Origin of the sequence: Micromonospora sagamiensis (assembly GCF_014680085.1) — a bacterium.
Taxonomy (GTDB): domain Bacteria; phylum Actinomycetota; class Actinomycetes; order Mycobacteriales; family Micromonosporaceae; genus Micromonospora; species Micromonospora inyonensis.
The window spans coordinates 5,382,501-5,408,731 of sequence record NZ_AP023438.1; the positions used below are offsets into that span (position 1 = coordinate 5,382,501).

Consider the following 26,231-nt stretch of genomic DNA (forward strand, 5'->3'; position numbering starts at 1 on the left):
GCGCGGGTAAGACCGCGTGGAGGGCCGAACCCACCAACGTTGAAAAGTTGGGGGATGACCTGTGGTTAGGGGTGAAAGGCCAATCAAACTCCGTGATAGCTGGTTCTCCCCGAAATGCATTTAGGTGCAGCGTCGCGTGTTTCTTGCCGGAGGTAGAGCACTGGATGGTCTAGGGGGCCCACAAGCTTACCGAAATCAGCCAAACTCCGAATGCCGGTAAGTGAGAGCGCGGCAGTGAGACTGCGGGGGATAAGCTTCGTAGTCGAGAGGGAAACAGCCCAGATCACCAGCTAAGGCCCCTAAGCGTGTGCTAAGTGGAAAAGGATGTGGGGTCGCATAGACAACCAGGAGGTTGGCTTAGAAGCAGCCACCCTTTAAAGAGTGCGTAATAGCTCACTGGTCAAGTGGTTCCGCGCCGACAATGTAGCGGGGCTCAAGCACACCGCCGAAGCTGTGGCATTCACATTTTACTTCGCCAGGCCTTGATGTCTGGTGCAGGTGTGTGGATGGGTAGGGGAGCGTCGTGCCGGGGGTGAAGCATCCGAGTGATCGAGGTGTGGACGCGGCACGAGTGAGAATGCAGGCATGAGTAGCGAAAGAAGGGTGAGAAACCCTTCCGCCGGATGACCAAGGGTTCCAGGGCCAGGCTAATCCGCCCTGGGTGAGTCGGGACCTAAGGCGAGGCCGAGAGGCGTAGTCGATGGACAACGGGTTGATATTCCCGTACCCGCGAAAGAGCGTCCCTGATGAACCTCGTTGTGCTAACCACCCGAACTGGCGGCGGTCTTCGGACCAATGTTGGGGAGCGTGGGAACCTGGCGGGTAGTAGTCAAGCGATGGGGTGACGCAGGAAGGTAGCTGAGCCCGGCCGGTGGTTGTGCCGGGGTAAGCGTGTAGGCCGTACCATAGGCAAATCCGTGGTGCACAGGGCTGAGACGTGATGCCGAGCCGATTCAGGTGAAGTCAGTGATCCTATGCTGCCGAGAAAAGCCTCTAGCGAGTTCTTAGCGGCCCGTACCCCAAACCGACACAGGTGGTCAGGTAGAGAATACCGAGGCGATCGGGCGAACTGTGGTTAAGGAACTCGGCAAATTGCCCCCGTAACTTAGGGAGAAGGGGGGCCGGAGACGTGAAGCCCCGCGCGGGTGGAGCGTTGTATGGCCGCAGAGAGCAGGGGGAAGCGACTGTTTACTAAAAACACAGGTCCATGCGAAGAAGTAATTCGATGTATATGGACTGACGCCTGCCCGGTGCTGGAACGTTAAGGGGACTTGTTAGCTCTTCGGGGCGAAGCGGAGAACTTAAGCGCCAGTAAACGGCGGTGGTAACTATAACCATCCTAAGGTAGCGAAATTCCTTGTCGGGTAAGTTCCGACCTGCACGAATGGCGTAACGACTTCCCCACTGTCTCAACCACAGGCCCGGCGAAATTGCAGTACGAGTAAAGATGCTCGTTACGCGCGGCAGGACGGAAAGACCCCGGGACCTTTACTATAGCTTGACATTGGTATCCGAATTAGCTTGTGTAGGATAGGTGGGAGCCGGTGAAGTCCGTACGCCAGTACGGGTGGAGGCAATCTTGAAATACCACTCTGGTTGATTTGGGTATCTAACTTCGGACCGTTATCCGGTTCAGGGACAGTGTCTGGTGGGTAGTTTAACTGGGGCGGTTGCCTCCTAAAAGGTAACGGAGGCGCCCAAAGGTTCCCTCAGCCTGGTTGGCAATCAGGTGTTGAGTGCAAGTACACAAGGGAGCTTGACTGTGAGACTGACAGGTCGAGCAGGGACGAAAGTCGGGACTAGTGATCCGGCACTTGCGAGTGGAAGCGGTGTCGCTCAACGGATAAAAGGTACCCCGGGGATAACAGGCTGATCTTCCCCAAGAGTCCATATCGACGGGATGGTTTGGCACCTCGATGTCGGCTCGTCGCATCCTGGGGCTGTAGCAGGTCCCAAGGGTTGGGCTGTTCGCCCATTAAAGCGGTACGCGAGCTGGGTTTAGAACGTCGTGAGACAGTTCGGTCCCTATCCGCCGTGCGCGTAGGATACTTGAGAAGGGCTGTCCCTAGTACGAGAGGACCGGGACGGACGAACCTCTGGTGTGCCAGTTGTCCCGCCAGGGGCACGGCTGGTTAGCTACGTTCGGAAGGGATAACCGCTGAAAGCATCTAAGCGGGAAGCTCGCTTCAAGATGAGGTATCCCACCATCTTCGGATGGGTAAGGCCCCCAGCTAGACGACTGGGTTGATAGGCCGGAAATGTAAGCCCGGTAACGGGTTCAGTTGACCGGTACTAATAGGCCGAGGACTTGACTACATACTTTTTGCTTCGCGTCCACTGTGTGATTCACGGCTAACGAACAACCCGGCCGGTTGTTTGATATGTCGATAGTGTTACGGCGGTCATGGCGGAGGGGAAACGCCCGGTTACATTCCGAACCCGGAAGCTAAGCCCTCCAGCGCCGATGGTACTGCACTCGGGAGGGTGTGGGAGAGTAGGACACCGCCGGACTTCTTTTCAGTCGAGGGCCGCCCCAATGGGGTCGGCCCTCGACTGCGTAGCGCCGTTTGTGGCGCACTGAGGAAGGATGTACCAGTGAGTTCAGGACCGGAGGGCGGAGACCGTCCCCGTCGGTACGAGGACCGTACCGACCGTCGAGGCGACCGTGAGGGGTCGCCGCGCCGGGACGACCGTCCGCCGTACCGTGGCGACCGTGATCCGCGTTCCGCCGGACAGCGCGGCGGACATGGCGCGGACCGGGGCGGTCGTGAGGCGGGTTCCCGCGACAACGATCGCCGGACCGGCGATTTCCGTGCCGCGCCGCGTGATGGCGGTTCCCGGGAGGGCGGCGGTTTCCGCCGCGACGGTGACGGTCGTCCGGGCGGTTACCGGCGTGACGACGACCGACGTCCGGGCGGATTCCGTGGCGATGACCGCCGGACCGGCGGTTTCCGGCGGGACGACCGCGAGGACCGGGGTGGCAGCGGATTCCGGCGCGAGGGCGGAGACGCCCGTCGCGACGACCGTGGACCTCGGGACAGCGGTTTCCGCCGGGACGACCGGGCTCCCCGTGAGGGTGGTTTCCGGGGTGGCGACCGCCGCGAGGGCGGCTTCCGCCGTGACGACCGTGGTGACGGCGGCTTCCGCCGTGACGATCGGGGCGAGGGCGGCTTCCGCCCCGGTGGCCCGCGCGGAGCCGGTTCGTTCCGGGGAGGTGACCGCGAGGGCGGGTTCCGCCGTGACGACCGGGGGGCTCGCGACAGCGGACCTCGGCGGGACGACCGTGGCCCGCGTGAGGGCGGTTTCCGTCGGGATGACCGTGGTGAGGGTGGCTTCCGGCCTGGCGGTGCCCGTGAGGGCGGTTTCCGTCGGGATGACCGTGGTGAGGGTGGTTCCCGGCCTGGCGGTGCCCGTGAGGGCGGTTTCCGTCGGGACGACCGTGGTGAGGGTGGTTCCCGGCCCGGCGGTGCCCGTGAGGGTGGCTTCCGTCGGGACGACCGTGGTGAGGGTGGTTCCCGGCCCGGCGGTGCCCGTGAGGGTGGCTTCCGTCGTGAGGGCGGGGAGTTCCGTCGGGACGACCGGGCTCCCCGTGAGGGTGGTTTCCGGGGTGGCGACCGTCGCGAGGGCGGGTTCCGGAGCGGACCGCCCCGGGACTCCGGGTTCCGTGGTGGTGAGCACCGGGGGCACGACGCGCGCCGGGACGACCGTGGCCCGCGTGAGGGCGGCTTCCGGCCTGGCGGTGCCCGTGAGGGTGGCTTCCGTCGGGATGACCGTGGTGAGGGTGGTTCCCGGCCTGGCGGTGCCCGTGAGGGTGGCTTCCGTCGTGAGGGCGGGGAGTTCCGTCGGGACGACCGGGCTCCCCGTGAGGGTGGTTTCCGGGGTGGCGACCGTCGCGAGGGCGGCTTCCGCCGCGACGACCGTGGTGAGGCTGGTGGCTACCGCTCGGGTCCGCGGGAGGGCTCGGCCCGCGAGGGCGACCGCCGTGAGGGTGGTTTCCGCGGTGGTGACCGGCGGGACGCCGGCTTCCGGGGCGACCGTCGCGAGGGTGGTTTCCGGGGTGGCGACCAGGGCGGTCGCGGCGCCCGGGAGGGCTTCCGGGACGGCGACCGCAGCCAGGACCGGCCGCGTCCGCACCGGGAGGACGACCGGGGAGGTTACGGCGACCGTCCGCGGCGCGACGACGGTGGTCGGTTCGGCGATCGTCGTCGCGAGGGTGACCGCTTCGGCGGCCCCCGTCGGGAGGAGCGGGACAGCCGGCCGGCGGGTCGGGACGACCGTCGCGAGGAACGGCGGGACACGGCCGACACCGGTCGCGTCGAGGCGCCGGCCCTGCCGGACGAGATCGTGGCGAGCGACCTCGACACGGCGGTCCGGGCGGAGCTGCTCTCGCTGGCCAAGCCGGTGGCGGAGACCGTCGCCCGGCACCTCGTGGCGACCGGTCAGCTGATCGACGAGGACCCGGCTGAGGCGCTCGCGCACGCGCTGGCGGCCCGCCGGCTGGCCGCTCGGATCTCCGCCGTACGGGAGGCGGTCGGGCTGGCCGCGTACCACGCCGGGGAGTGGCAGACCGCCATCGCCGAGCTGCGGACGTACCACCGGATGACCGGGGCGCAGAGCCACCTGGCGGTGCTCGCCGACTGCGAGCGGGCGCTGGGGCGTCCGGAGCGGGCCATCGACCTGTTCCGGGGTGCCGACCGGGCCGCACTCGACCCGGCCGTGGCGGTCGAACTGCTCATCGTGGCCGCCGGTGCCCGGGGGGACCTCGGGCAGAAGGACGCCGCGGTGGCCATGCTGCAGGTGCCGGAGCTGACCGGGGACCAGGTCCAGCCGTGGACCGCGCGACTGCGGTACGCCTACGCCGACGCGCTGCTGGCGGCGGCCCGGCGCGAGGAGGCCCGGGAGTGGTTCGCCCGGGCCGCCGAGGCCGACCCCGACGCGGAGACCGACGCCGCGGAGCGCCTGCTGGAGCTGGACGGCGTGGTACTCGAAGGCGACGAGGACGAGGTCGACGAGGACGCCGGCGCGGAGTCGTCGGAGACGGCCCGGGCGGAGGGTGACACCACCGCCGGCGGCAACGTCGAGCCGGCCGGGGACGTCGAGGCCCGCACGGACACCGGGGCGACCGGTTCCGCCGAGGACGACGAGCCCGGACGGGACGACGAGTCCGTCGACGGTGCCGGGGACGTCACGGCGGCGGACGCCGCTGGAGCCGGGGTGGTCGGCCCGGAGCCGGACGAGGTCGACGCAGCTCCGGGGACGGACCGACAGTGAGCGGTGGGGAGCGGCTGGTCGACGGGTACCGTCTCGTGGTCTTCGACCTCGACGGCGTGATCTACCTGATCGACCGGCCGATCCCCGGCGCGGTGGAGGCGGTCGGTCGGCTGCGCGCCGACGGCCACCTCGTCGCGTACGCCACCAACAACGCCTCCCGCCGATCCTCCGAGGTCGCCGAGCTGCTCACCGGCATGGGTGTGCCGGCCCGGCCGGAGGAGGTGCTGACCTCGGCCGCCGCCGCCGCCGAGGTGCTCCGGGACCGCCTTCCCGCCGACTCGGCGGTGCTGGTGGTCGGGGCCGACGCGTTACGGGCGGAGATCCGTGCCGCAGGTCTGCGGCCGGTCGACAGGGCCGAGGAGGAGCCGGCCGCCGTGGTGCAGGGGTACGGTCCGCAGGTCGGCTGGGCCCACCTGGCCGAGGCGGCGGTCGCCGTCCGTTCCGGTGCCCTCTGGGTGGCCACCAACACCGACCGTACGCTGCCCAGCCCTCGGGGTCCGTTGCCGGGCAACGGCGCGTTGGTCGCGGCGCTGCGTACGGCCCTCGGCCGGGATCCCGACCTGGTGGTCGGCAAGCCGGAGCCGGCACTGTTCGCCACCGCCGCCCGACGGGCCGACGGTGCGGGTTGCCTGGTGGTGGGTGACCGGCTGGACACCGACATCGAGGGCGCCGTTCGGGCCGGGTTGCCGAGCCTGCTGGTGCTGACCGGGGTCAGCGGGGTGGCCGACCTGCTCGCCGCGCCCCCGCAGGCCCGACCGACGTACGTCTCGATCGACCTGGCGGGACTCTTCGATCCGGACGCCGTGGTGCGCGTACCCGGGGAGGCGACGGCTGGCGGGTGGTCGGTCGCGGTCCGTGACGACGTGCTCGAGGTGAGCGGGTCGGGTCGGCCGTTGGACGCCCTGGCCGCGCTCTGCGCGGTGGCCTGGTCCACGCCGCAGACGGCGCGGCGTCGTCCGGTCCGGGCGACCTCGCCCGGGGCGGAGCGGGCCCTGCGGACCCTCGGTCTGTCCGACTGAGCCGGGGCGGCGGGCACCCGCCGGCCTCGTGACCGACGTGCTCGCCGGACCGCCCCGCGCAGGCCGTCGGCGGTCGCTCCCGGCCGGCGGGTCAGAGCAGCTTGCGGAGCTTCATCAGGTCGAACGGGTTGGCCTTGATCGACACGCGGCGGGACGCCACCGCGCGGGTCACGTCGAGCTCGCCACGGACCAGGGCGAGCAGGTCGTCGCCGGTGGTGACCAGGGCGATCCTGGCCGTCGGGTCGTCGCCGTCGGCGAGGTCGACCAGCCGGCCACCGGCCAGCCGGCCGTGGAAGGCCGTCTCGAGGTCGGTGACCCGGCAGGCGAGGGTGCGGTCCAGGTCGATGCGTTCGCGGACCTTGTCCGCGTTCGCGTCCAGCCGGGCGGCCAGGTCCCGCAACGCCTGCCGGCACTCGTCAACGCTGGCCACCATCGCCCCCTCGCCTCGCGCCACGTCCGCTCCGGGCACGGTACCGCACGGAGGCCGCCCGCCGGCCCGGTAGCGTGACACCAGCACATCCCGACCCCACGGAAGGACTCAGGTATGCAGGACGCGTGGCGCGCCTACCTCGAGCTGGCCATGGGCCTCACGGAGGCGCCCCGGAAGAAGGCACAGGACGCGGTCCGGCGGCTCGTCGGCTCCGGTGGGGCGACGGCCGCCCAGTTGCAGGCCCTGGCCGAGGAGCTGGTGGCGACCAGCGCGGCCAACCGGGAGTCACTGACCAAGCTGGTCCGGTTCGAGGTGGACCGGACGCTGGGTGCGGTGGGCCTGGCCACCGCCGACGAGGTCGCGGAGCTGACCCGCCGGGTGCACGAGCTGGAGCGGCAGCTGCGCGAGGCGCGAGCGGGGTCCGCCCCGGCCGGGCTGGGGGAGCCGTCGACCGCCGCCGTGGTGGCGAAGAAGACGGTCGCGAAGAAGACCGTGGCGAAGAAGACGGTCGCCCGGAAGGCTCCGGCCACGGTCAGCCGGACCGCCGGCGCGGACGAGACGCGGCTCGAGGTGCGTACCCCCGCGAAGAAGGCTGTGGTCAAGAAGACCGTGGCGAAGAAGGCGGTGGCGAAGAAGGCGGTCACCCGCGGCGCGACCGCTCCCGCTCCGGACGAGCCGGGGTCGGGTGCGGTCGGATGACCGGGCGACCGCGCCGCCGGGGCCGGTCGTGAGCGCCCCGTTCCGTCCCGGTCCGCCGGCGGGCACCCCCCGTCCAGGACCGCCGACCGGTGGACCCCGTCCGGCACCGCCGGCCGCATTCCGTCCCGGGCCGCCGGACCAGGAGACCCACCCGGCCGACGGCGACGACGCCGTCCGGCATCCGGCGGTCGACGCCGCCGTGCGGGCGATCGCCAACGCGGCCGCCCTCGCCCCGGCCGACCAGATTCCCCACTACGAGGCCGCGTACCAGACGCTGCGGGAAACCCTCGCCACCATCGACCAGACCTGACCGACCGGAGAACCACCCCATGGCACGTCGTAACCGGCTGGACGCCGAACTCGTCCGCCGCGGTCTGGCCCGGTCCCGGGAGCAGGCCGCAGCCCTCGTCGAGGCGGGTCGGGTCCAGCTGCGCGGGGTGGTCGCCCGGAAGGCCGCCGCGATGGTCGACCCCGCCGACGCGCTGCGGGTCACCGGCGCGGACCCCGTTTCCGAGTACGTCTCCCGGGGCGGACACAAGCTGGCCGGTGCGCTGGCCGCCTTCACCGGCCTGCCGGTCGCCGGGCGGCGCTGCCTCGACGCGGGCGCGTCGACGGGCGGCTTCACCGACGTGCTGCTGCGCGCCGGCGCGGCCGAGGTGGTCGCGGTCGACGTCGGGTACGGGCAGCTCGCCTGGTCGCTGCGCAACGACGACCGGGTCCGGGTCTTCGAGCGGACCAACGTGCGGGCCCTGACCCCGGAGGAGATCGGCGGGCCGGTCGACCTGACCGTGGCCGACCTGTCCTTCATCTCGCTGCGGCTGGTGCTGCCGGCCCTGGCCGGCTGCACCCGGCCCGACGGGGACCTGGCGCTGATGGTGAAGCCACAGTTCGAGGTGGGCCGGGAGCGGGTCGGCTCCGGTGGCGTGGTGCGCGATCCGCTGCTGCGGGCCGAGGCGGTGCTCGACGTGGCCGCCGCCGCCGCGAATCTCGGCCTCGGCCTGGCCGGTGTGGCGGCGAGCCCGTTGCCCGGGCCCAGCGGCAACGTCGAATTCTTCGTATGGTTACGCCGGGACGCCCCGCCGGCTGACGCCGGGCGGGTCCGGTCGGTGGTCCTGGCCGGTCCGCGGTCACCCGGGGAACTGGCCCCGGTGGACGCGGGAGGTGGCCCGGCCGATGCCCCGGTCGTGGCCGAGGGGTCGGCGCAGTGAGCGCGGGGTGGGCCCGCGCGGTCGTGGTCGGGGACGGAAGGCCGGGATCGGTGGGCACGAGGAGTGCGGTGGTCGGACAGGAGGCGCGGCGTGGGCGCGGCTGACCCGGCGGGCCGGACGGCTCTGCTGGTGACGCACACCGGCCGGCGGCGCAGCACCGAACACGCGCGGGCGGTGGCGGCCGACCTCATCGCCGCCGGGTTCGAGGTGCGGGTGGTCGCCGAGGAGGCGGAGGACCTGGACCTGCCCGGAGTGGTACCGGTGGACGGGCCGACGGCGGTCGAGGGGGCCGAGATCGTCTTCGCGCTGGGCGGGGACGGGACGTTCCTGCGGGCCGCGGAACTGGCCCGCCCGGCGAAGGTGCCGCTGCTCGGCATCAACCTCGGCAAGGTCGGCTTCCTGGCCGAGGCGGAGATCGACGACCTGGACCTGGCCGTCCGGGACGTGGTCGAGCGGAACTACACGGTGGACGAGCGGCTCACCCTCGACGTGACCGCCGAGTTCGAGGGCGGCCCGACCATCGAATCGTGGGCGCTCAACGAGATCAGCGTCGAGAAGGGAGAGCGGGCGCAGATGCTCGAACTCCTGGTCGACGTGGACGGCCGGCCGCTGTCCCGGTACGGCTGCGACGGGGTGGTCTGCGCGACCCCCACCGGCTCCACCGCCTACGCGTTCTCCGGCGGCGGTCCGGTCGTCTGGCCCGAGGTGGAGGCGCTGCTGCTGGTGCCGATCAGCGCGCACGCCCTGTTCAGCCGGCCACTGGTCACCGCACCCACCTCGATCTTCTCGATCACCGTGGACCCGTTCACCACCCTCGCCGTGCTCTGTTGCGACGGGCGTCGCGTGTACGACCTGCCGCCGGGGGCGCGGGTCACCGTCCGGCGGGGTTCGCTGCCGGTACGCGTCGTGCGGCTGCGGACGCGGTCCTTCACCGACCGGCTGGTGGCGAAGTTCCGGTTGCCGGTGCACGGCTGGCGGGGCGGCCGCAGGTGAGCGCGCTCGTCCCGGCCGGGCACCGGCCCTGACCGATCCGCCGGTCCGACCGGGCCGCGCCGCGTCGGCTGGTCAACTGTCGGGGCCCGCGTCTACTGTCGGTGGCTGTGCTGGAAGAGCTGCGCATCACCGGACTGGGCGTCATCGAGGACACCACGCTGCCGTTGACCGGCGGCATGAACGTCATCACGGGCGAGACGGGTGCCGGCAAGACCATGGTCGTCACCGGCCTGGGGCTGCTCTTCGGCGGCCGGGCCGACGCCGGCCGGGTGCGCGCCCAGCCGGGCCGGGCGGTGGTCGAGGGGCGGCTGCGGCTGACCGGGCGGGTCGCCGCGACGGTGCACGCCCGCGTCGTCGACGCCGGTGGTGAGCCGGACGAGGACGGCTCGGTGCTGCTGAGCCGTACGGTCACCGTGGAGGGACGCTCCCGGGCGCACCTGGGGGGCCGGAGCATGCCGGTGTCCATGCTCGGTGAGGTCGGCGAGCAGGTGGTGGCCGTGCACGGCCAGTCCGACCAGCTCCGGCTGCTGCGGCCGGCCGAGCAGCGGGCCGCGCTGGACCGGTTCGCCGGCCCGGAGCACGAGAAGCTCCTCGACGAGCTGCGGGAGGCGTACACCCGGTGGCGGCGGGTGGTCGACGACCTGGCCGACCGACGGCGCAACGCCCGGGAACGCCACCAGGAGGCGGACCTGCTCCGGCTCGGGCTGGACGAGATCACCCGGGTCGACCCGCAGCCGGGTGAGGACGACGAGCTGAAGGCGGAGGCGCAGCGGCTGGAGCACGCCGAGGGGCTGCGTACCGCCGCGCAGACCGCCTACCAGTGCGTGGCCGGCGGCGCGGAGCCGACCGACGAGGTGGCCGACGCCACCGCGCTGCTGGGGGTGGCCCGGCGGGCCCTGGAGGCGCAGGCCGGAACGGATCCGGCGCTGGCCGACCTGGCGGCCCGGATCGAGGAGGCCGCGACCCTGGTCGGGGACGTCTCGGCGGAGCTGTCGGGATACCTCGCGGCGCTGGACGCCGACCCGGCCCGGTTGCAGACCATCTACGAGCGCCGGGCCGCGCTGCGCACGCTGACCCGCAAGTACGCCGACGACGTCGACGGGGTGGTGGCCTGGGCGGAGCGCGCCCGGGCCCGCCTGGCCGACCTGGACACCTCCGACGACCTCCTCGACGAGCTGGACCGGGAGCGGCAACGGCTGGCCGCCGAGGTGGCCGAGCTGGCCGTCCGGCTGTCGGCGTCCCGGCGGGAGGCGGCGTCCCGGTTCGCCGGGGAGGTCACCGCCGAACTGGCCGGGTTGGCCATGCCGCACGCGCGGATCGAGGTGGCGGTGCTGCCCCGGACGCCGGGCCGCAGCGAACCGACGTTGGAGGTCGACGGCGCGGAGGTCGGCATCGGGCCGGACGGCGCCGACGAGGTCGAGCTGCGGCTGCTGGCCCACCCGGGCGCGCCGGCGTTGCCGTTGCAGCGGGGCGCCTCCGGGGGTGAGCTGTCCCGGGTGATGCTCGCCATCGAGGTGGTCTTCGCCGGTTCCGGCGGTCCGCCCACGCTGGTCTTCGACGAGGTGGACGCCGGGGTGGGCGGTCAGGCGGCGGTGGAGATCGGCCGCCGGCTGGCCCGGCTGGCCCGCAGTCACCAGGTGCTGGTGGTCACCCACCTGCCCCAGGTTGCGGCGTTCGCCGACCGGCACCTGGTGGTGGCGAAGGACACCGGGGGAGCGGTGACCACCAGCGGCGTGCGGATGGTGGAGGACACCGAGCGGGCCCGGGAGCTGGCCCGGATGCTCGCGGGTTTGCCGGACTCCGACCTGGGTATCGCCCACGCGGAGGAGTTGCTCGCGGTGGCGGCCCGGGAACGACGGCCGTGACCGACGGTTCTGTGAGCGCAGCCACACCGGGCTGCGCTCACCTGTGCTTCCCTGGGTAGGCGGCCCTGCTCAGGCATGTCGCGACGGAAAACCCTGCCTCCCATGCCAGGATGGTCACGATGCGTCTACCCACCTTGCGCCGCAACCGGAGCACGGAACCGGGCTCCCTCGTCGGTACCGCACGCCTGGACCGCCGGACGAAGCGACTGGTCGGCCGGTTGCGACCGGGTGAGATCGCGGTGATCGACCACGTCGACGTGGACCGGGTGGCGGCCGACTCGCTGGTCGCCGTCGGTGTCGCCGCCGTGCTCAACGCGAAGCCCTCGATCTCCGGTCGCTACCCGAACCTGGGGCCGGAGGTGCTGGTGTCGGCCGGGATCCCGCTCCTCGACGACCTGGGCGAGGGGGTCTTCCAGCGGATCCGGGAGGGCGACGTCGTCCGGATCGAGGGGAACACCGTCTTCGTCGGCGACGAGCCGGTGGCGCACGGCACCCTCCAGGACGCCGAGACGGTGGCCAAGGCGATGGCCGACGCCCGGGAGGGCCTGTCGGTCCAGCTGGAGGCGTTCGCCGCGAACACCATGGACTACCTCAAGCAGGAGCGCGACCTGCTGCTCGACGGGGTGGGCGTGCCGGAGATCCAGACCCCGATGCGGGGTCGGCACTGCCTGATCGTGGTCCGTGGCTACGACTACAAGGACGACCTGGACGTGCTGCGCCCGTACATCCGGGAGTTCAAGCCGGTGCTGATCGGCGTGGACGGCGGCGCGGACGCGCTGGTCGAGGCGGGCTACACCCCGGACATGATCATCGGGGACATGGACTCGGTCACCGACGACGTGCTGCGCTGCGGTGCCGAGGTGATCGTCCACGCGTACCCGGACGGGCGGGCGCCGGGGTTGGCGCGGGTCACCGGGCTCGGGGTGTCGGCGCAGACCTTCCCCGCCGCCGCCACCAGCGAGGACCTGGCCATGCTGCTGGCCGACGAGAAGGGCGCCTCGCTGCTGGTCGCCGTCGGCACCCACGCCACCCTGGTGGAGTTCCTCGACAAGGGGCGCGGCGGCATGGCCTCGACCTTCCTGACCCGGTTGAAGGTGGGCGGGAAGCTGGTCGACGCCAAGGGGGTCAGCCGGCTCTACCGGCAGAGCATCTCCGGGTCGTCCCTGCTGCTGCTGGTCCTCTCCGCGGTCGCGGCGATGGCCTCGGCGGTGGCCGTGTCCACCGTCGGCAAGGCGTACCTGGGCGTGGCCTCGGAGTGGTGGGACAATTTCGTGTTCCAACTCGGCCAGCTCTTCTAGCTCCCCGACCGATCAAGAGGCTGCAAGCGTGATCAACTTCCGCTACCACGTGGTGTCCCTGACCGCGGTCTTCCTGGCGTTGGCGATCGGCCTGGTGGTCGGCACCGCCGCCCTGAACGGTCCGGTGGCCGACTCGCTCAAGGAGCGGGTCAGCTCGCTCAGCAAGGACAACCAGCAGATGCGTCAGGCGGTCAACAACCTGCAACGCGAGCTGGAGATGGAGGAGGACTTCGCGGCCGAGATGGCCCAGGCGTTCCTGCCGGGCACCCTGACCGGCAAGCGGGTGCTGGTGCTCAGCCTCCCCACCGGCCGCGACCACACCGAGGGCGTGGTGAAGATGCTCCAGACCGCCGGGGCCACGGTCACCGCGCGGATGGACGTCCAGGACAAGTTCGTCAGCCCGGACAACAACAACAACCTGCTGGAGCTGACGGCCACCGCCGCCGGCCCCACCGGCGCGCCGACCGCCAACCTGCCCGGCAACGGGCACGGCGTGGAGACCTCCAGCGCGCTGCTGGCCAACGTCCTGCTGGACCGCACACCCGCGGTGACCGACGCCGACCGGAAGGCGGTGCTCGCCTCGTACGCCAACGCCGGGTACGTCACCTCCGCCGAGCCGGTCACCGGCGCGGCCGAGGCGGTCGTGCTGGTCAGCGGCCAGCCGTACGTGGACAAGGACGCCGACCGCAAGGACGAGTCGGTGGTGAAGATCGCCGAGCAGTTCGACCGGACCGGCACGCTCGTGGTGGCGGGCAACGGCTCGGCCGGCGGCAACGTGGTGGCCGTCGTCCGGGGCGACCCGGTGCTGTCGCAGTCCATCTCCACCGTCGACAACGGCAACACCCCGCAGGGGCAGCTGGTCTCCGTGATGGCCCTGGTGCAGCAGATCAACGAGAAGAAGGCGGGGCACTACGGTGTCGGCGACAGCGCCGCGTCACTGGTGCCTAGACTGCCCCAGTGAGCGAACGCAGCGCGCCGATGCCCGTATCCTCCCGTCCCGCGTACCGGCTGAGGTGGTCGGCATGAGCGCGTGGAGCCGCACGGCCCGGCTGCTGGCCGCCGGGGCCGGCGCGCTCGCCGCCCGCCACCTGCTGGGCCAGGTCCGCAACTCGCCGGCCGGTCCGGCGCTGGAGCGCACCAACTTCCGGGGCCACACGGTCACGCTGGCCGCCGGGCCGGCGCTCGCCGCGGGCGCGGCCACCGCCGGTGCGCTCGGCGCGGCCAGCCCCGCCTCCGGCGCCGCCGCGCTGGTCGCCGGACTCGGTGCCGGCGCGGTCGGGCTCTACGACGACGTGGTGGGTGCCCGCCCCGAGCAGAAGGCGGCGAAGGGCTTCGCCGGTCACCTCACCGCGCTGCGTGAGGGCATGGTCACCGCCGGCCTGGTGAAGGTCGTCGGGGTCGGGGCGGCCGGTCTCGCCGCCGCCGCCCTGCTCGCCGCCGACCCCCAGGTCGCCGCGCACCGGCGGCGGCAGCGGCTGGGCATCCTGGGCCGGACCACCGACGTGCTGCTCGGCGCGGGCGTGGTGGCCGGTACGGCCAACCTGCTCAACCTGCTCGACCTGCGCCCCGGCCGGGCGCTGAAGTCCGGCATCCTGCTCGGTGCGCCGCTGGCGCGCGGTCCGCACGGCGGGCTGGCCGCCGGGGCGGTCGGTGCCGCCGCCGGGCTGATCCGCGACGACCTCGACGAGCAGGTGATGCTCGGCGACAGCGGGGCCAACGCGCTCGGCGCGCTGCTCGGCGTCGCCCTGGCCGCCCGCACCGGACCGGTCGGGCGGGCCGGGATCCTCGCCGTGCTCGCCGGGCTCACCGCGGCCAGCGAGAAGGTCAGCTTCACCGCGGTCATCCAGAAGACCCCCGGGCTGCGCGAGCTGGACGCGCTGGGCCGACGCCCCGCCTGACGTGAGCGCACCGGCACCCCTCGCCGGCGCGGGCCGGGTCGCCGGGGCGGCCGCGCTCATCGCCGTCCTCACCGTGGCCGCCCGGCTCGCCGGCTTCGCCCGTACCGCCGTTTTCACCTGGGTCGTGGAGAAGAGCGACCTGGGCGGCATGTACGTCATCGCCAACACCGTGCCGAACATCGTCTTCGAGATCGTCGCCGGTGGCGCGCTGGCCAGCCTGGTCGTCCCGCTGCTGGCCGGGGCGGTGGCGGCCGGCGACCGAACGGCGGTGGCCGCCACCACCGGGGCGCTGCTGACCTGGACGGTGACCCTGCTGGTGCCACTGGCGGCGCTGGTGGCGCTCCTGGCCGACCCGATCATCGCCGCGATCAGCACCGCCCGGTCGCCGGACGAACTCGCCGCCGGGGCGCGGATGCTGCGGGTCTTCGCGCCCCAGCTGCCGCTCTACGGCGTCGGCATCGTGCTGACCGGGGTGCTCCAGGCGCACCGTCGGTTCGCCTGGCCGGTGCTCGCGCCGCTGCTGTCCAGCCTCACCGTGATCGTGGTCTACCTCGCCTTCGCCTGTGCCGAGGGGCGGGGCGCCACGGTGGTCGGCGTGAGCCGGGGCGGTGAGCTGATCCTGTCGGCCGGCACCACCCTCGGCGTGCTGGTGCTGTCGCTGTCGTTGCTGGTCCCGCTGCGCCGGCTGGGGCTGCGGCCCCGCCTCGGGTACGCGTTCACCGCCGACGTACGGGCCCGGGTCGGCGGGTTGGCCGTGGCCGGGGCGGTCACCGTCACCGCGCAGCAGGTCGCGCTGCTGGTGATCCTCAACCGGGTCTCCGGCGGCCCCACCGGCTCCCCGCAGGTGTTCAACCTGGCGCAGACCATGTACCTGCTGCCCTGGGCGGTGCTGGCGGTGCCGCTCGCGGTGGCCGCGTACCCGACCCTCGCGGCGGCGTCGGCGGCCGGGGACGAGGACGGCTACCGGCGGACCCTCGCCCCGACCGTCCGGGGGGTGCTGCTGTTCAGCTGCCTCGGCGCGGCCGCGCTGGTCGGCACCGCCGCGCCGGTGGCCGCCTTCTTCTACCCGACCGACCCGGACGGCACCGCCGCCGCCATCGCCGGGTTCGCGCCGGGACTACTCGGGTACGGGCTGTTCGCGGCTCTCTCCCGGGCCCTCTACGCGCGCGGCGACACCCGACCCGCCACCGTGGCGATCACCCTCGGCTGGCTCGCCGTCCCGATGGTCGCGCTGCCGCTGGCGGCGGTGCTGCCGGTCGGCGACCGGGTGCTGGCCGTCGCGCTGGCCAACAGCGCCGGAATGCTGCTGCTGGGCGTGCTGCTGCTGGTCGCGGTGCGCCGGGCGGCGGGACCGGCCGCGCTGGCCGGCAGCCTGCGCGCCGGCATCGCCGGGGTGCTCGCGGCGACCGCCGCCGCCCTGGCCGGGGCACAGGTGGCGGGAGCGCTGGCCGGAACGGGTGCCGGTACCCCGACGACATCCGGGGCGGTGCTGGAGGGCATGCTGTCCGGAGCCGTGGTGGGCGTGGTGTTCCTCGCCGTGGCGTACCCGGCCGACCGGCGGGACGTAGGGCCGTTGCTGGCGGGAGTGGTCCGTCGGCTGCCCGTCGCCGGCCGCGTCCGCCGTCGGCGAGCGGAGCCCGAAGACGGAAGGGTGGATCGGTGAGTGCCAGGAGTGGGGCCGCGTGGCAGGGCACGGTGGCCCTGCTGCTCGCGTCGAGCACCGGCGGGGTGGGGCAGCACGTCAGGTCGGTGACCCGTGGGCTGGCCGCGCAGGGCGTGTCCGTGCTGGTCTGCGGGCCGGCCGCCGCCGGCGAGCAGTTCGACTTCGTCGGCGCGGGCGCGCGGTTCACGCCGGTGGAGATCCCGGCGAGTCCCACCCCGGCCGACGCCCGCGCGGTGCTCACGCTGCGCCGGGCCCTGGCTGCCGAGCCGGTCGACGTGGTGCACGCGCACGGGCTGCGCGCCGGTCTCGTCGCCGTCCTCGCCCGACCGGCCGCCCCACTGGTGGTCACCTGGCACAACGCCGTACTCGCCGGAGGGTTGCGGGGCCGGCTCTCCGGCGTGGCCGAACGGCTGGTCGCCCGTCGGGCCCGGGTCGCCCTGGGCGCGTCGAGCGACCTGGTTGACCGGGCCACCGCGCTCGGCGCCGCCGACGCCCGCCTCGCCCCGGTGGCCGCGCCGGCCCTGCCCGCGCCGCGACGGCGGCGCGCCGCCGTACGGGCCGAGTTCGCCGTCGCCCCCGGTCAGCCGCTGATCCTCTCGGTCGGGCGGCTGCACCCGCAGAAGCGCTACGACGTGCTGATCGACGCCGCCGCCCGGTGGCGGGACCGTACGCCACCGCCGGTGGTCGTCGTCGCCGGCAGCGGCCCGGCCTACCTGCCGCTGGCCGCGCGCGTCTCCGCCGCCCGCGCCCCGGTGACCCTGCTCGGGCACCGCACCGACGTGGCGGACCTGCTCGCCGCGGCCGACCTCGCCGTGGTGACCAGCGACTGGGAGGCCCGGCAGCTGTTCGCGCAGGAGGCGCTGCGGGCCGGCGTACCGCTGGTGGCGACCGGCGTGGGCGGGCTGCCCGATCTGGTCGGCGACGCCGCGGTGCTGGTCCCGCCCGGCGACGTCGACGCGGTCGACCGGGCGGTCCGTGAGCTGCTCGACGACGAGTCCCGCCGGGCCGACCTGGCCCGCCGGGGCACGGCCCGCGCGGCGACCTGGCCGACCGAGGCGGACACCGTCGCCGCCCTGGCCGACCTCTACGCCGACCTGACCGCGAACGCCGCCGGCCCGGCCACCCCGGACGCCGGGGCCACGACGGGGCGTGGCTGATGCTGCGGCGGGTCGCACCGCTCCTGCTCACCCTGCTCGTCGCGGTGCTCGGGGTGACCGCGCTGGCCGCCGAACCGGACCGCGCGCCGCGCCGGCCCACCGCGGACTTCGTCGTCATCGCCGGGGCGCCCGGCCTGCGCTGGGACGACGTGGACCCGGAGACGACCCCGACGCTGTGGCGGATGGCCGAGAACGGCTCGATCGGATCGCTGTCGGTCCGCTCGGCCCGCCGGCCGACCTGCCCGGTCGACGGCTGGCTGACCCTCGGCGCGGGCAACTTCGCCGCCTGGAACACCAACCGGCCCGCCGGCACCTGCCCGGCGGTGGACGTGAAGGTGGAACAGCCCGACGGATTCGGGGCCAACCTGCCCCAGCAGGAGAGCGTGGTCCTGCACAACCAGGAGCGGCTGCCCTGGGGGGCCGTACCCGGCGCGCTGGCCGAGTCGGTGCGCTGCGCCGTCGCCGTCGGCCCCGGTGCCGCCGTGGCCGCCGCCCGCCCGTTCGGCCGGGTCGACCGGTACGAGCCCACCCTGCCCGCCGACCCCGCCCCCCTGCTGGGCTCCTGCGTGCTGAGCATCATCGACCTGGGCACGGTCAGCGGCGAGGACCGGGCCGCCCGGGACGCGGCCGCCCGCCGCGCCGACGCTGCCCTGGCCCGGGTGCTGGCCGCCCGACCGCAGCAGTCCCTGGTGCTGGTGGCCGGTGTCTCGGACACCGCCGCGCCGGCCCGGCTGCACGTGGCGGTCGCCGACGGACCGGGCTGGGAACGGGGGTGGCTCACCTCGGCCAGCACCGGCCGCGACGGCTACCTGCAACTGGCCGACCTGGCCCCCACCGCGCTGACCGTGCTCGGCCGTCCGCTGCCGGAACGCAACTTCACCGGCCGGGCCGCCACCCCCGTCGACGGCCGCCCGGCGGACCTGCGGGCCGCCATCGACGCACCGGCCGACGCCGACCGGGAGGCCGGCGCCCAGCGGCGCGTCGCCCGGTGGTTCTTCGTGCTGCTCGCCGGCTTCCAGGTGCTGCTCGCCGTCGCGGTCCTCCCGCTGTTGCGCCGGGCCCGCCGGCACGCCGGTCCGGTGGGGCCGACCCCGGTGCCCCGGTCCGTGGTGGCGACCGTCGAGGTGCTGCTGGTCGCCGCCGCGCTGGCCATCCCCGCGGCCCTGGTCGCCGACCTGGTGCCCTGGTGGCGGGGGGACCACGCCGGCTGGTACTTCGCCGTGGTGACGGCGCTGCTGCTCGCCGGGGCGACCGCGCTGGTCCGCTTCGCGCCCGGACACGACCGCACCCTCGGCCCGTTGGGCGCGGTGGCCGGCCTGACCACCCTCGTCGTCGGCGTGGACGTGCTCACCGGGGCCCGACTCCAACTCAACGGGGTGGTGGGCTACTCGGCCCTGGAGGGCGGCCGGTACGCCGGCCTCGGCACGGTGGGGCTCGGCGCGTTCCTCGCGGGTGTGCTGCTGACCGCCGGCTGGCTGGCCCAACGGGTGGACCGGCGTTGGCGGCCGACCGTGGTGGTGGCCGTGGGCACGGCGGCCGTGGTGGTCGTCGGCAGCCCGTACCTCGGCTCGGACTCGGTCGGGGCGATCGCGCTGACCGCCGGGGTGACCGTCGCCGCCGTGATCTGCACCGGCGGGTGGCTGACCCTGAGCCGGCTGGTCTGGGCGAGCATGGCCGGCCTGGCCGTCACCATCGGGCTGGGCGTACTGGACCTGCGCCGGCCCCCGACCGATCGGGGCAGCCTGGGCCGGTTCCTCGCCGCCCTGGGGGAGGGGCGGGCCGGGCTGACCGTGCACCGGTCCAGCACCGCCAACTTCGACACCCTGGTCGGCAGCCCGTTGACCGTCCTCGCCGTGGTCGGCGCGGTGCTGGTGTGGTTCGCCCTCTTCCAGCCCTGGGGTGGGCTGCTGCGCCTGTTCGGCATCTACCCGGCGATGCGGGCGGCGATGGCCGGCACCGCCGTGGCCGCGGTGACCGGCGGGTTGCTCGGCGGTTCGGCGCTGGACGTGGCGGGCGCGGCCGGGGCGCTGGTGGTGCCGATGGCGGCGTTGGCCTCGCTGCGGGTGCTCGACCACGCGACCGACCGTACGCAGCCGCCGGGAAACCGGCCCCAGGACTTCGTCGGCGGTGCCCCGGTCGGGGCGGAGGCCACCGGGCCGGACGACGCGGCGCGGACGGCTCCGGAGGAGCCCGCCGGGGACGCGGGCGACCGGGCACCCCGGACGTCGACCGAGGTCGCGACCGCGTAGCCGCCGGTGGGCCCGGCGGGTGCGCTCCGGGGCGCACCCGGGGGAGGTGTTAGCGTGGAATCCCGTGGATCGCGTGATCACTTGGCTGATCGGCACGGCGGTCTGCACGACCGCAACGGACGACACGGGAGCAGGCCTTGGCCCCATCAGCACGGACGACCAGGCACATCTTCGTCACCGGGGGCGTCGCCTCCTCGCTGGGTAAGGGGCTCACCGCCTCCAGCCTCGGCAACCTGCTCACCGCCCGCGGACTGCGGGTGGTGATGCAGAAGCTCGACCCGTACCTCAACGTCGACCCCGGGACGATGAACCCCTTCCAGCACGGCGAGGTGTTCGTCACCGAGGACGGCGCGGAGACCGACCTGGACGTCGGTCACTACGAGCGTTTCCTCGACCAGGACCTCTCCGGCAAGGCCAACGTCACCACCGGCCAGATCTACTCGGACGTGATCGCCAAGGAGCGGCGGGGCGAGTACCTCGGCGACACCGTCCAGGTGATCCCGCACATCACCAACGAGATCAAGTCGCGCATCCTGGCGATGGCCGACCCGGACGCCGACGGCAACGTGCCGGACGTGGTGATCACCGAGGTGGGGGGAACGGTCGGCGACATCGAGTCGCTGCCGTTCCTGGAGGCGATCCGGCAGGTGCGGCACGATCTCGGCCGGGACAACTGCTTCTACCTGCACGTCTCGCTGGTGCCGTACCTGGCTCCGTCGGGGGAGCTGAAGACCAAGCCGACCCAGCACTCGGTGGCACAGCTGCGCAACATCGGTATCCAGCCGGACGCCCTGGTCTGCCGCTCCGACCGGGACATCCCGGACAAGCTCAAGCACAAGCTGTCGCTCTACTGCGACGTCGACCGGGAGGCGGTCACCGCCGCCCCGGACGCGCCGAGCATCTACGACATCCCGAAGGTGCTGCACCGGGAGGGCCTCGACGCGTACGTGGTGCGCCGGCTCGGGCTCTCCTTCCGGGACGTGGACTGGACGAGCTGGGACGACCTGCTGGACCGGGTGCACCACCCGGTCCACACCGTCACCGTCGCGGTGGTCGGCAAGTACGTCGACCTGCCCGACGCGTACCTGTCGGTCAGCGAGGCGATCCGGGCGGCCGGGTTCCACCACCGGGCCCGGGTGCAGCTGCGCTGGGTGCCGAGCGACGACTGTGTCACCCCGGCCGGGGCGGCGGCGGCCCTGGCCGGCGTGGACGGCATCGTCATCCCCGGCGGGTTCGGGGTGCGCGGCATCGAGGGCAAGATCGGCACCGCCCGGTACGCGCGGGAGAACGGCGTCCCGCTGCTCGGTCTCTGCCTCGGCCTGCAGTGCATGGCGATCGAGGTGGCCCGGCACCTCGGCGAGCTGGACGGCGCGAACTCGCTGGAGTTCGACGAGGAGGCCACCCACCCGGTGATCGCCACCATGGCCGACCAGGAGGACATCGTCGCCGGCAAGGGTGACCTGGGCGGCACGATGCGGCTCGGGGCGTACCCGGCGACCCTCGCCGAGGGCTCCATCGTCGCCGAGGCGTACGGCACCACCGAGGTCAGCGAGCGGCACCGGCACCGGTACGAGGTGAACAACGCCTACCGGGACGCGTTGACCAAGGCCGGCCTGCACATCTCCGGCACCTCGCCGGACGGCCGGCTGGTCGAGTTCGTCGAGCTGGACCGCGCGCTGCACCCGTTCTTCGTGGCCACCCAGGCGCACCCGGAGCTGAAGAGCCGGCCCACCCGGCCGCACCCGCTCTTCGCCGCGTTCGTCCGCGCCGCGGTCACCTACTCCGAGGCCGACCAGCTGCCGGTGGAGATGGACGGCGCCGCGCCCCGCCGGCCGGCCGCCGTGGCGGAGGAGGCGTCCCGGGACGACGCCGCGACGACCGCCGCCGCCGCGTCGTGAACGGGCGGCACTACGAGCTGAGGGGCCGGACCGAGCGGTACACCGGCCGGGTGTTCCAGGTGGTCACCGACGAGGTGACCATGCCCGGCGGCGGCACCGCCACCCGCGACGTGGTCCGGCACGTCGGCGCGGTCGCCGTGGTGGCGCTGGACGACGCCGGCCGGGTGGTGCTGGTCCGCCAGTACCGGCACCCGGTCGGCGAGTACCTCTGGGAGCTGCCGGCGGGGCTGATGGACGTCGACGGTGAGGACCTCGCCGCGGCGGCGCTGCGCGAGTTGGCCGAGGAGGCCGACCTGACCGCCGGCCGGGTCGACCTGCTGGTCGACCTGCACAGCTCACCCGGCTTCTCCACCGAGCGGGTGCGGATCTTCCTCGCCCGGGACCTCGCCGAGGTGCCGGCCGGTCAACGGCACGAGCGGCACGACGAGGAGGCGGACATGCAGGTGGTCCGCGTCGACCTGGACGAGGCGGTGGCCCGGGTGCTGGCCGGGGAGGTCACCAACGCCTCCTGCGTGGCGGGCCTGCTCGCCGCCGCCCGGGCCCGGGACGCCGGCTGGGCGCCGCTGCGCCCGGCGGACTCCCCACTGCCCGGCTAGTCACGGGCGCGGGGGACACCCACCCACACACGGCAGGGGCCGTGCGGCGTGCCGCACGGCCCCTCGCTGGTGGACAGGATCAGTCGCGCAGCGGCCGGCCCTGGGCGTCGACGCCACCGTTGATCAGGATCAGGATGCCGTCGACGAAGCCCCAGAGGCTGCCGATGCCGCAGGTCACCAGGGTCACGACGAGCTGGAGGACGCCGGTCTTGGTGTCGCCGATGTAGAACCGGCCGACACCGAAGCCACCGAGCACGATCTGGAGGACACCGGCGACGACCTTGCTCTTGTCGGAGACGCCGCCGGGGTACTGGTACGGAGGAGGGTAGGTCATGAGGCGACACCCTAGTGATCGACATTCCTGCTGTCCGCAGCGCGGTGGTGCCGATCGGACGATAATGGGCGAACACTGTCCCAACGGCCGAGGCCGACTCACGTTGTCGGTCAGGGTGCGCCTGACACATCGTCAGGAGAGCCGCGTACGGGGTGTCACTCTGTTGGCTTCCCGTCCGGGTCGACGGCCCTAGACTGCGGCCGGCAGGAGCGGTGGGCCGCGTCGGCAACGGAGCCGTCGCGCACCGAGCGGTCGGGGCGGTGCGGCCCCGAGGAGAGGTGTCGTCGTGAAGGTCGGAATCCCACGCGAGGTCAAGAACCACGAGTACCGCGTGGCGATCACGCCGGCGGGCGTGAACGAGTTCACCCGCAGTGGCCACCAGGTCTTCATCGAGTCCGGCGCCGGGGCCGGCTCCAGCATCGGCGACGACGAGTTCGCCGCCGCCGGGGCCAAGATCCTGTCCACCGCCGACGAGGTGTGGGACAGCGCCGACCTCGTGCTCAAGGTCAAGGAGCCGATCGCCGAGGAGTACCACCGCATGCGCGAGGGGCAGGTGCTCTTCACCTACCTGCACCTGGCCGCCTCCAAGGAGTGCACCGACGCGCTGATCGACCGGAAGGTCACCGGCATCGCGTACGAGACGGTCGAGCTGCCGGACCGGTCGCTCCCGCTGCTCGCCCCGATGTCCGAGGTCGCCGGCCGGCTCGCTCCCCAGGTGGGGGCGTACCACCTCCAGCGGCAGGGCGGTGGGCGCGGCATCCTGATGGGCGGCGTCTCCGGCGTGTACGCGGCCAAGACCGTGGTGATCGGCGCGGGCGTCTCCGGCATGAACGCCGCCGCCATCGCGCTCGGCCTCCAGGCCGAGGTGCTGCTGCTGGACAAGAACGTCGGGCGGCTGCGCCAGGCCGACGCCATCTACCGGGGCCACCTCCAGACGGTCGCCTCGAACGCGTACGAGATCGAGCGGGCCGTGCTCGACGCGGACCTGGTCATCGGCGCGGTGCTGGTGCCGGGCGCGAAGGCCCCGACGCTGATCTCCAACGAGCTGGTCTCCCGGATGAAGCCGGGCAGCGTGCTGGTGGACATCTCCATCGACCAGGGCGGCTGCTTCGAGGACTCCCGGCCGACCACGCACGCCGAGCCGACCTACCGGGTGCACGACTCGATCTTCTACTGCGTGGCGAACATGCCCGGCGCGGTCCCGCACACCAGCACGTACGCGCTGACCAACGTGACCCTGCCGTACGCCCTGGAACTGGCCAACCACGGCTGGTGGGAGGCGCTGCGCCGCGATCCCGCCCTCGCCCTCGGCCTGAACACGCACGACGGGCAGGTCACCTACGGCCCGGTCGCCGAGGCGCACGGCATGGCCACCCTGCCGCTGGCGGAGGTCCTCGGCTGAACGGCGGGCCACGGGACGGCACGGCGGCGGTCGCGGACGCCGAGGGCCCGGCGTCCGCGCCGGCGCCGGCGCTGCGGCGGGCCGTGCGTGGCTACCTCGACCACCTGACCGTCGAGCGGGGACTGTCGGTGAACACCCTCGCGTCGTACCGGCGGGATCTGGAGCGTTACCTGGCCACGCTGGCCGTCGCCGGGGTGACCGACCTCGCCGCGGTGGGGCCGGCCCAGGTCGAGGCGCACCTGGCCGCGTTGCGGGCGGGCGGGGACGGGCACCCGCCGCTGGCCGTCTCCTCGGCCGCCCGCGCGGCGAGCGCGGTGCGCGGCCTGCACCGCTTCGCGCTGCGCGAGGGGCTGGTCGGTGCGGACGCCAGCCGGGACGTCCGGCCGCCCACCCCGCCGCGCCGGCTGCCCCGGGCGCTGCCCGTCGACGACGTGGTCCGGCTGCTGGAGACGGCCGGGTCGGTGCGGGCGTCCGGTGCGGGCGCGCCCCTGGCGCTGCGGGACCGGGCGCTGCTGGAGTTCCTGTACGGCACCGGCGCGCGGATCTCGGAGGCGGTCGGCGCGGCGGTCGACGACCTGGACCCGGCGGAGGGGACCGTGCTGCTGCGGGGCAAGGGCGGCCGGTCCCGGCTCGTGCCGATCGGCGGGTACGCCACCGAGGCGCTCCGCGCCTACCTGGTCCGGGCCCGCCCCGGTCTGGTCGCCGCCGGCCGGGGCACCCCCGCGGTCTTCCTGAACGCCCGGGGCGGCGCGCTCTCCCGGCAGGGTGCGTGGACCATCCTTCGGCGTACCGCCGAGCGGGTCGGGCTGCCGGTGGACGGGCCGAACGCGGTCTCCCCGCACACCCTGCGCCACTCCTACGCCACCCACCTGCTCGACGGCGGGGCGGACGTCCGGGTGGTGCAGGAACTGCTCGGCCACGCCTCGGTGACCACCACCCAGGTCTACACGCTGGTCACGGTGGAACGGCTGCGCGAGGTCTACGCCACCGCCCACCCCCGGGCGCGCGGCTGAACCGGGTCCGCCGGTGACGTCCCCGGGCGGTGCCGTCAGCCGGGTGGGCGCACCGGCACCGGGGGTGGGTGCTGTGTCGACCGTCACCCCGACCCACCCCGGGCCGGTGGCGACCGCCGGGCCGCCCGACACGCCGACCCGGTACCGACCGGCCTGCTCGAACGTGGCGTACAGTCGGCATCGGCGCGGACCTCCTGGGGCGACAACCGGGGTGCGCAGCGGCGCCGCAGAAGGACGTCGGACGGCTCCGACGCCGGGTGGTCGTCGGGAGGGGGCAACAGGACATGGCTGGCAACGGCGACCGTGCCGAGACGTGGACGACAGAGCTCCGTGAGCAGCAGGCCACACTCGGCGCGGACCTCGGCCCGGCGGACCCGGCCGCGTACACCATGCGCAAACCCATCCCCGAGCCGATGCCCACCGACCGGCACGGGCCGGCGCGGATCATCGCGATGGCCAACCAGAAGGGTGGCGTCGGGAAGACCACCACCACCATCAACCTCGGCGCGGCCCTGGCCGAGTACGGCCGCAAGGTGCTGCTGGTCGACTTCGACCCGCAGGGCGCGCTCTCGGTCGGCCTCGGCGTCAACCCGCACAACCTCGACCTGTCGGTCTACAACCTGCTCATGCAGGACGACGTCACCGCCGAGGACGTCCTGATCAAGACGGACGTCGCGGGGCTGCACCTGCTGCCCGCCAACATCGACCTCTCCGCCGCCGAGATCCAGCTCGTCAACGAGGTCGCCCGGGAGATGGCGCTCGCGCGGGTGCTGCGCAGCATCCGCAAGGAGTACGACTACATCCTCATCGACTGCCAGCCCTCACTCGGTCTGCTCGCCATCAACGCGCTGACCGTCGCGCACGGCGTGTTGATCCCGCTGGAGTGCGAGTTCTTCAGCCTCCGAGGTGTGGCGCTGCTGCTGGACACCATCGACAAGGTGCGTGAGCGGCTCAACTTCGACCTCGAACTCGAGGGCATCCTCGCCACCATGTACGACAGCCGCACCACCCACTGCCGGCAGGTGCTCCAGCGGGTGGTCGAGGCGTTCGGCGACAAGGTCTACCAGACCGTCATCACCAAGACGGTCAAGTTCCCCGAGTCGACGGTGGCCGGCGCACCCATCACCACCCTCGACCCGGCCTCGTCCGGCGCGCGCAACTACCGGCAGCTCGCCCGTGAGGTGATCGCCGCGCAGGCGGAGCGATAGCGCCGGCGTCCGGGGCGTGGACTACGGTCG

Annotated in this window: 20 protein-coding genes, 2 rRNA genes and 1 pseudogene (1 of these 23 only partly in view); 21 read left to right on the forward strand and 2 right to left on the reverse strand. The window is 73.2% G+C overall.

Annotated elements, in window-relative coordinates:
* The 5 genes from IGA62_RS23805 to IGA62_RS23825 all read left to right on the forward strand — a co-directional run.
* Nucleotides 1-2,316 (forward strand): 23S ribosomal RNA (locus IGA62_RS23805); it begins 793 nt to the left of the window's first position.
* Nucleotides 2,317-2,394: 78 nt separating this feature from the next.
* Nucleotides 2,395-2,511, forward strand: a 5S ribosomal RNA gene (rrf, locus tag IGA62_RS23810).
* A 202-nt stretch (nt 2,512-2,713) separates the two neighbouring features.
* Nucleotides 2,714-4,447 carry a hypothetical protein gene (locus tag IGA62_RS23815; protein WP_145818783.1) on the forward strand — a complete coding sequence of 578 codons (1,734 nt, stop codon included), beginning with the start codon at nt 2,714-2,716 and terminating at the stop codon, nt 4,445-4,447.
* Nucleotides 4,381-5,271, forward strand: a complete 891-nt coding sequence (locus IGA62_RS23820; RefSeq protein ID WP_232625129.1) for a tetratricopeptide repeat protein — start codon at nt 4,381-4,383, stop codon at nt 5,269-5,271. Before IGA62_RS23815 ends, IGA62_RS23820 begins: the two co-directional genes overlap by 67 nt.
* Entirely contained in the window at nt 5,268-6,290 is a 1,023-nt protein-coding gene (locus IGA62_RS23825; RefSeq protein ID WP_145818782.1) for an HAD-IIA family hydrolase, read from the forward strand. Before IGA62_RS23820 ends, IGA62_RS23825 begins: the two co-directional genes overlap by 4 nt.
* A gap of 91 nt (nt 6,291-6,381) precedes the next feature.
* On the opposite strand, the gene IGA62_RS23830 is transcribed toward IGA62_RS23825, so the two are convergent.
* A complete protein-coding gene (locus IGA62_RS23830) occupies nt 6,382-6,720 on the reverse strand; it encodes an SCP2 sterol-binding domain-containing protein (protein WP_145822040.1) in 339 nt (112 codons plus the stop codon).
* A gap of 114 nt (nt 6,721-6,834) precedes the next feature.
* Between IGA62_RS23830 and IGA62_RS23835 the strand changes: the two genes are divergently transcribed.
* The 13 genes and pseudogenes from IGA62_RS23835 to IGA62_RS23895 all read left to right on the forward strand — a co-directional run bounded on the left by IGA62_RS23835 (nt 6,835) and on the right by IGA62_RS23895 (nt 22,244).
* The gene (locus IGA62_RS23835; RefSeq protein ID WP_145818781.1) at nt 6,835-7,419 is read left to right on the forward strand and encodes a phasin family protein; all 585 of its coding nucleotides are present in this window, start codon (nt 6,835-6,837) and stop codon (nt 7,417-7,419) included.
* A gap of 28 nt (nt 7,420-7,447) precedes the next feature.
* The gene (locus IGA62_RS23840) at nt 7,448-7,729 is read left to right on the forward strand and encodes a hypothetical protein (RefSeq protein ID WP_145818780.1); all 282 of its coding nucleotides are present in this window, start codon (nt 7,448-7,450) and stop codon (nt 7,727-7,729) included.
* Between the two features lie 19 nt (nt 7,730-7,748).
* The gene (locus IGA62_RS23845; RefSeq protein WP_145818779.1) at nt 7,749-8,627 is read left to right on the forward strand and encodes a TlyA family RNA methyltransferase; all 879 of its coding nucleotides are present in this window, start codon (nt 7,749-7,751) and stop codon (nt 8,625-8,627) included.
* A 90-nt stretch (nt 8,628-8,717) separates the two neighbouring features.
* A complete protein-coding gene (locus tag IGA62_RS23850; protein ID WP_091464026.1) occupies nt 8,718-9,620 on the forward strand; it encodes an NAD kinase in 903 nt (300 codons plus the stop codon).
* A 107-nt stretch (nt 9,621-9,727) separates the two neighbouring features.
* Nucleotides 9,728-11,485 carry a DNA repair protein RecN gene (gene recN / locus IGA62_RS23855; protein WP_145818778.1) on the forward strand — a complete coding sequence of 586 codons (1,758 nt, stop codon included), beginning with the start codon at nt 9,728-9,730 and terminating at the stop codon, nt 11,483-11,485.
* A gap of 119 nt (nt 11,486-11,604) precedes the next feature.
* Complete coding sequence (gene steA, locus IGA62_RS23860) at nt 11,605-12,783, forward strand: putative cytokinetic ring protein SteA (protein WP_091462687.1); 1,179 nt, start codon at nt 11,605-11,607, stop codon at nt 12,781-12,783.
* A 28-nt stretch (nt 12,784-12,811) separates the two neighbouring features.
* Complete coding sequence (locus tag IGA62_RS23865) at nt 12,812-13,744, forward strand: copper transporter (protein WP_145818777.1); 933 nt, start codon at nt 12,812-12,814, stop codon at nt 13,742-13,744.
* A 61-nt stretch (nt 13,745-13,805) separates the two neighbouring features.
* Complete coding sequence (locus tag IGA62_RS23870; protein WP_145818776.1) at nt 13,806-14,681, forward strand: hypothetical protein; 876 nt, start codon at nt 13,806-13,808, stop codon at nt 14,679-14,681.
* A 1-nt stretch (nt 14,682) separates the two neighbouring features.
* Entirely contained in the window at nt 14,683-16,344 is a 1,662-nt protein-coding gene (gene murJ, locus IGA62_RS23875; protein WP_145818775.1) for a murein biosynthesis integral membrane protein MurJ, read from the forward strand.
* Nucleotides 16,341-17,501 carry a glycosyltransferase family 4 protein gene (locus tag IGA62_RS23880; protein ID WP_145818774.1) on the forward strand — a complete coding sequence of 387 codons (1,161 nt, stop codon included), beginning with the start codon at nt 16,341-16,343 and terminating at the stop codon, nt 17,499-17,501. The genes murJ and IGA62_RS23880 overlap by 4 nt, the downstream gene beginning before the upstream one ends.
* Nucleotides 17,501-19,663 (forward strand): annotated as a pseudogene (locus IGA62_RS23885) (hypothetical protein); the annotation flags it as partial. The gene IGA62_RS23880 and the pseudogene IGA62_RS23885, both read left to right, overlap by 1 nt.
* A 224-nt stretch (nt 19,664-19,887) precedes the next feature.
* Nucleotides 19,888-21,648, forward strand: a complete 1,761-nt coding sequence (locus tag IGA62_RS23890; protein ID WP_145818773.1) for a CTP synthase — start codon at nt 19,888-19,890, stop codon at nt 21,646-21,648.
* Nucleotides 21,645-22,244, forward strand: coding sequence for an NUDIX domain-containing protein (locus tag IGA62_RS23895; protein ID WP_145818772.1), 600 nt, complete (start codon nt 21,645-21,647; stop codon nt 22,242-22,244). The genes IGA62_RS23890 and IGA62_RS23895 overlap by 4 nt, the downstream gene beginning before the upstream one ends.
* Nucleotides 22,245-22,323: 79 nt before the next feature.
* Here the strand turns inward: IGA62_RS23895 and IGA62_RS23900 are convergent, their stop codons facing one another.
* Nucleotides 22,324-22,578, reverse strand: coding sequence for a TM2 domain-containing protein (locus tag IGA62_RS23900; protein ID WP_145818771.1), 255 nt, complete (start codon nt 22,576-22,578; stop codon nt 22,324-22,326).
* A 286-nt stretch (nt 22,579-22,864) separates the two neighbouring features.
* Between IGA62_RS23900 and ald the strand changes: the two genes are divergently transcribed.
* From ald to IGA62_RS23915, 3 genes are all read left to right on the forward strand, one after another.
* Nucleotides 22,865-23,980, forward strand: coding sequence for an alanine dehydrogenase (gene ald, locus IGA62_RS23905; RefSeq protein ID WP_145818770.1), 1,116 nt, complete (start codon nt 22,865-22,867; stop codon nt 23,978-23,980).
* Between the two features lie 71 nt (nt 23,981-24,051).
* The gene (locus IGA62_RS23910; RefSeq protein ID WP_186500299.1) at nt 24,052-24,993 is read left to right on the forward strand and encodes a site-specific tyrosine recombinase XerD; all 942 of its coding nucleotides are present in this window, start codon (nt 24,052-24,054) and stop codon (nt 24,991-24,993) included.
* Between the two features lie 284 nt (nt 24,994-25,277).
* Nucleotides 25,278-26,201, forward strand: a complete 924-nt coding sequence (locus IGA62_RS23915) for a ParA family protein (RefSeq protein ID WP_043968099.1) — start codon at nt 25,278-25,280, stop codon at nt 26,199-26,201.
* The last annotated feature ends 30 nt before the right edge of the window (nt 26,202-26,231 follow it).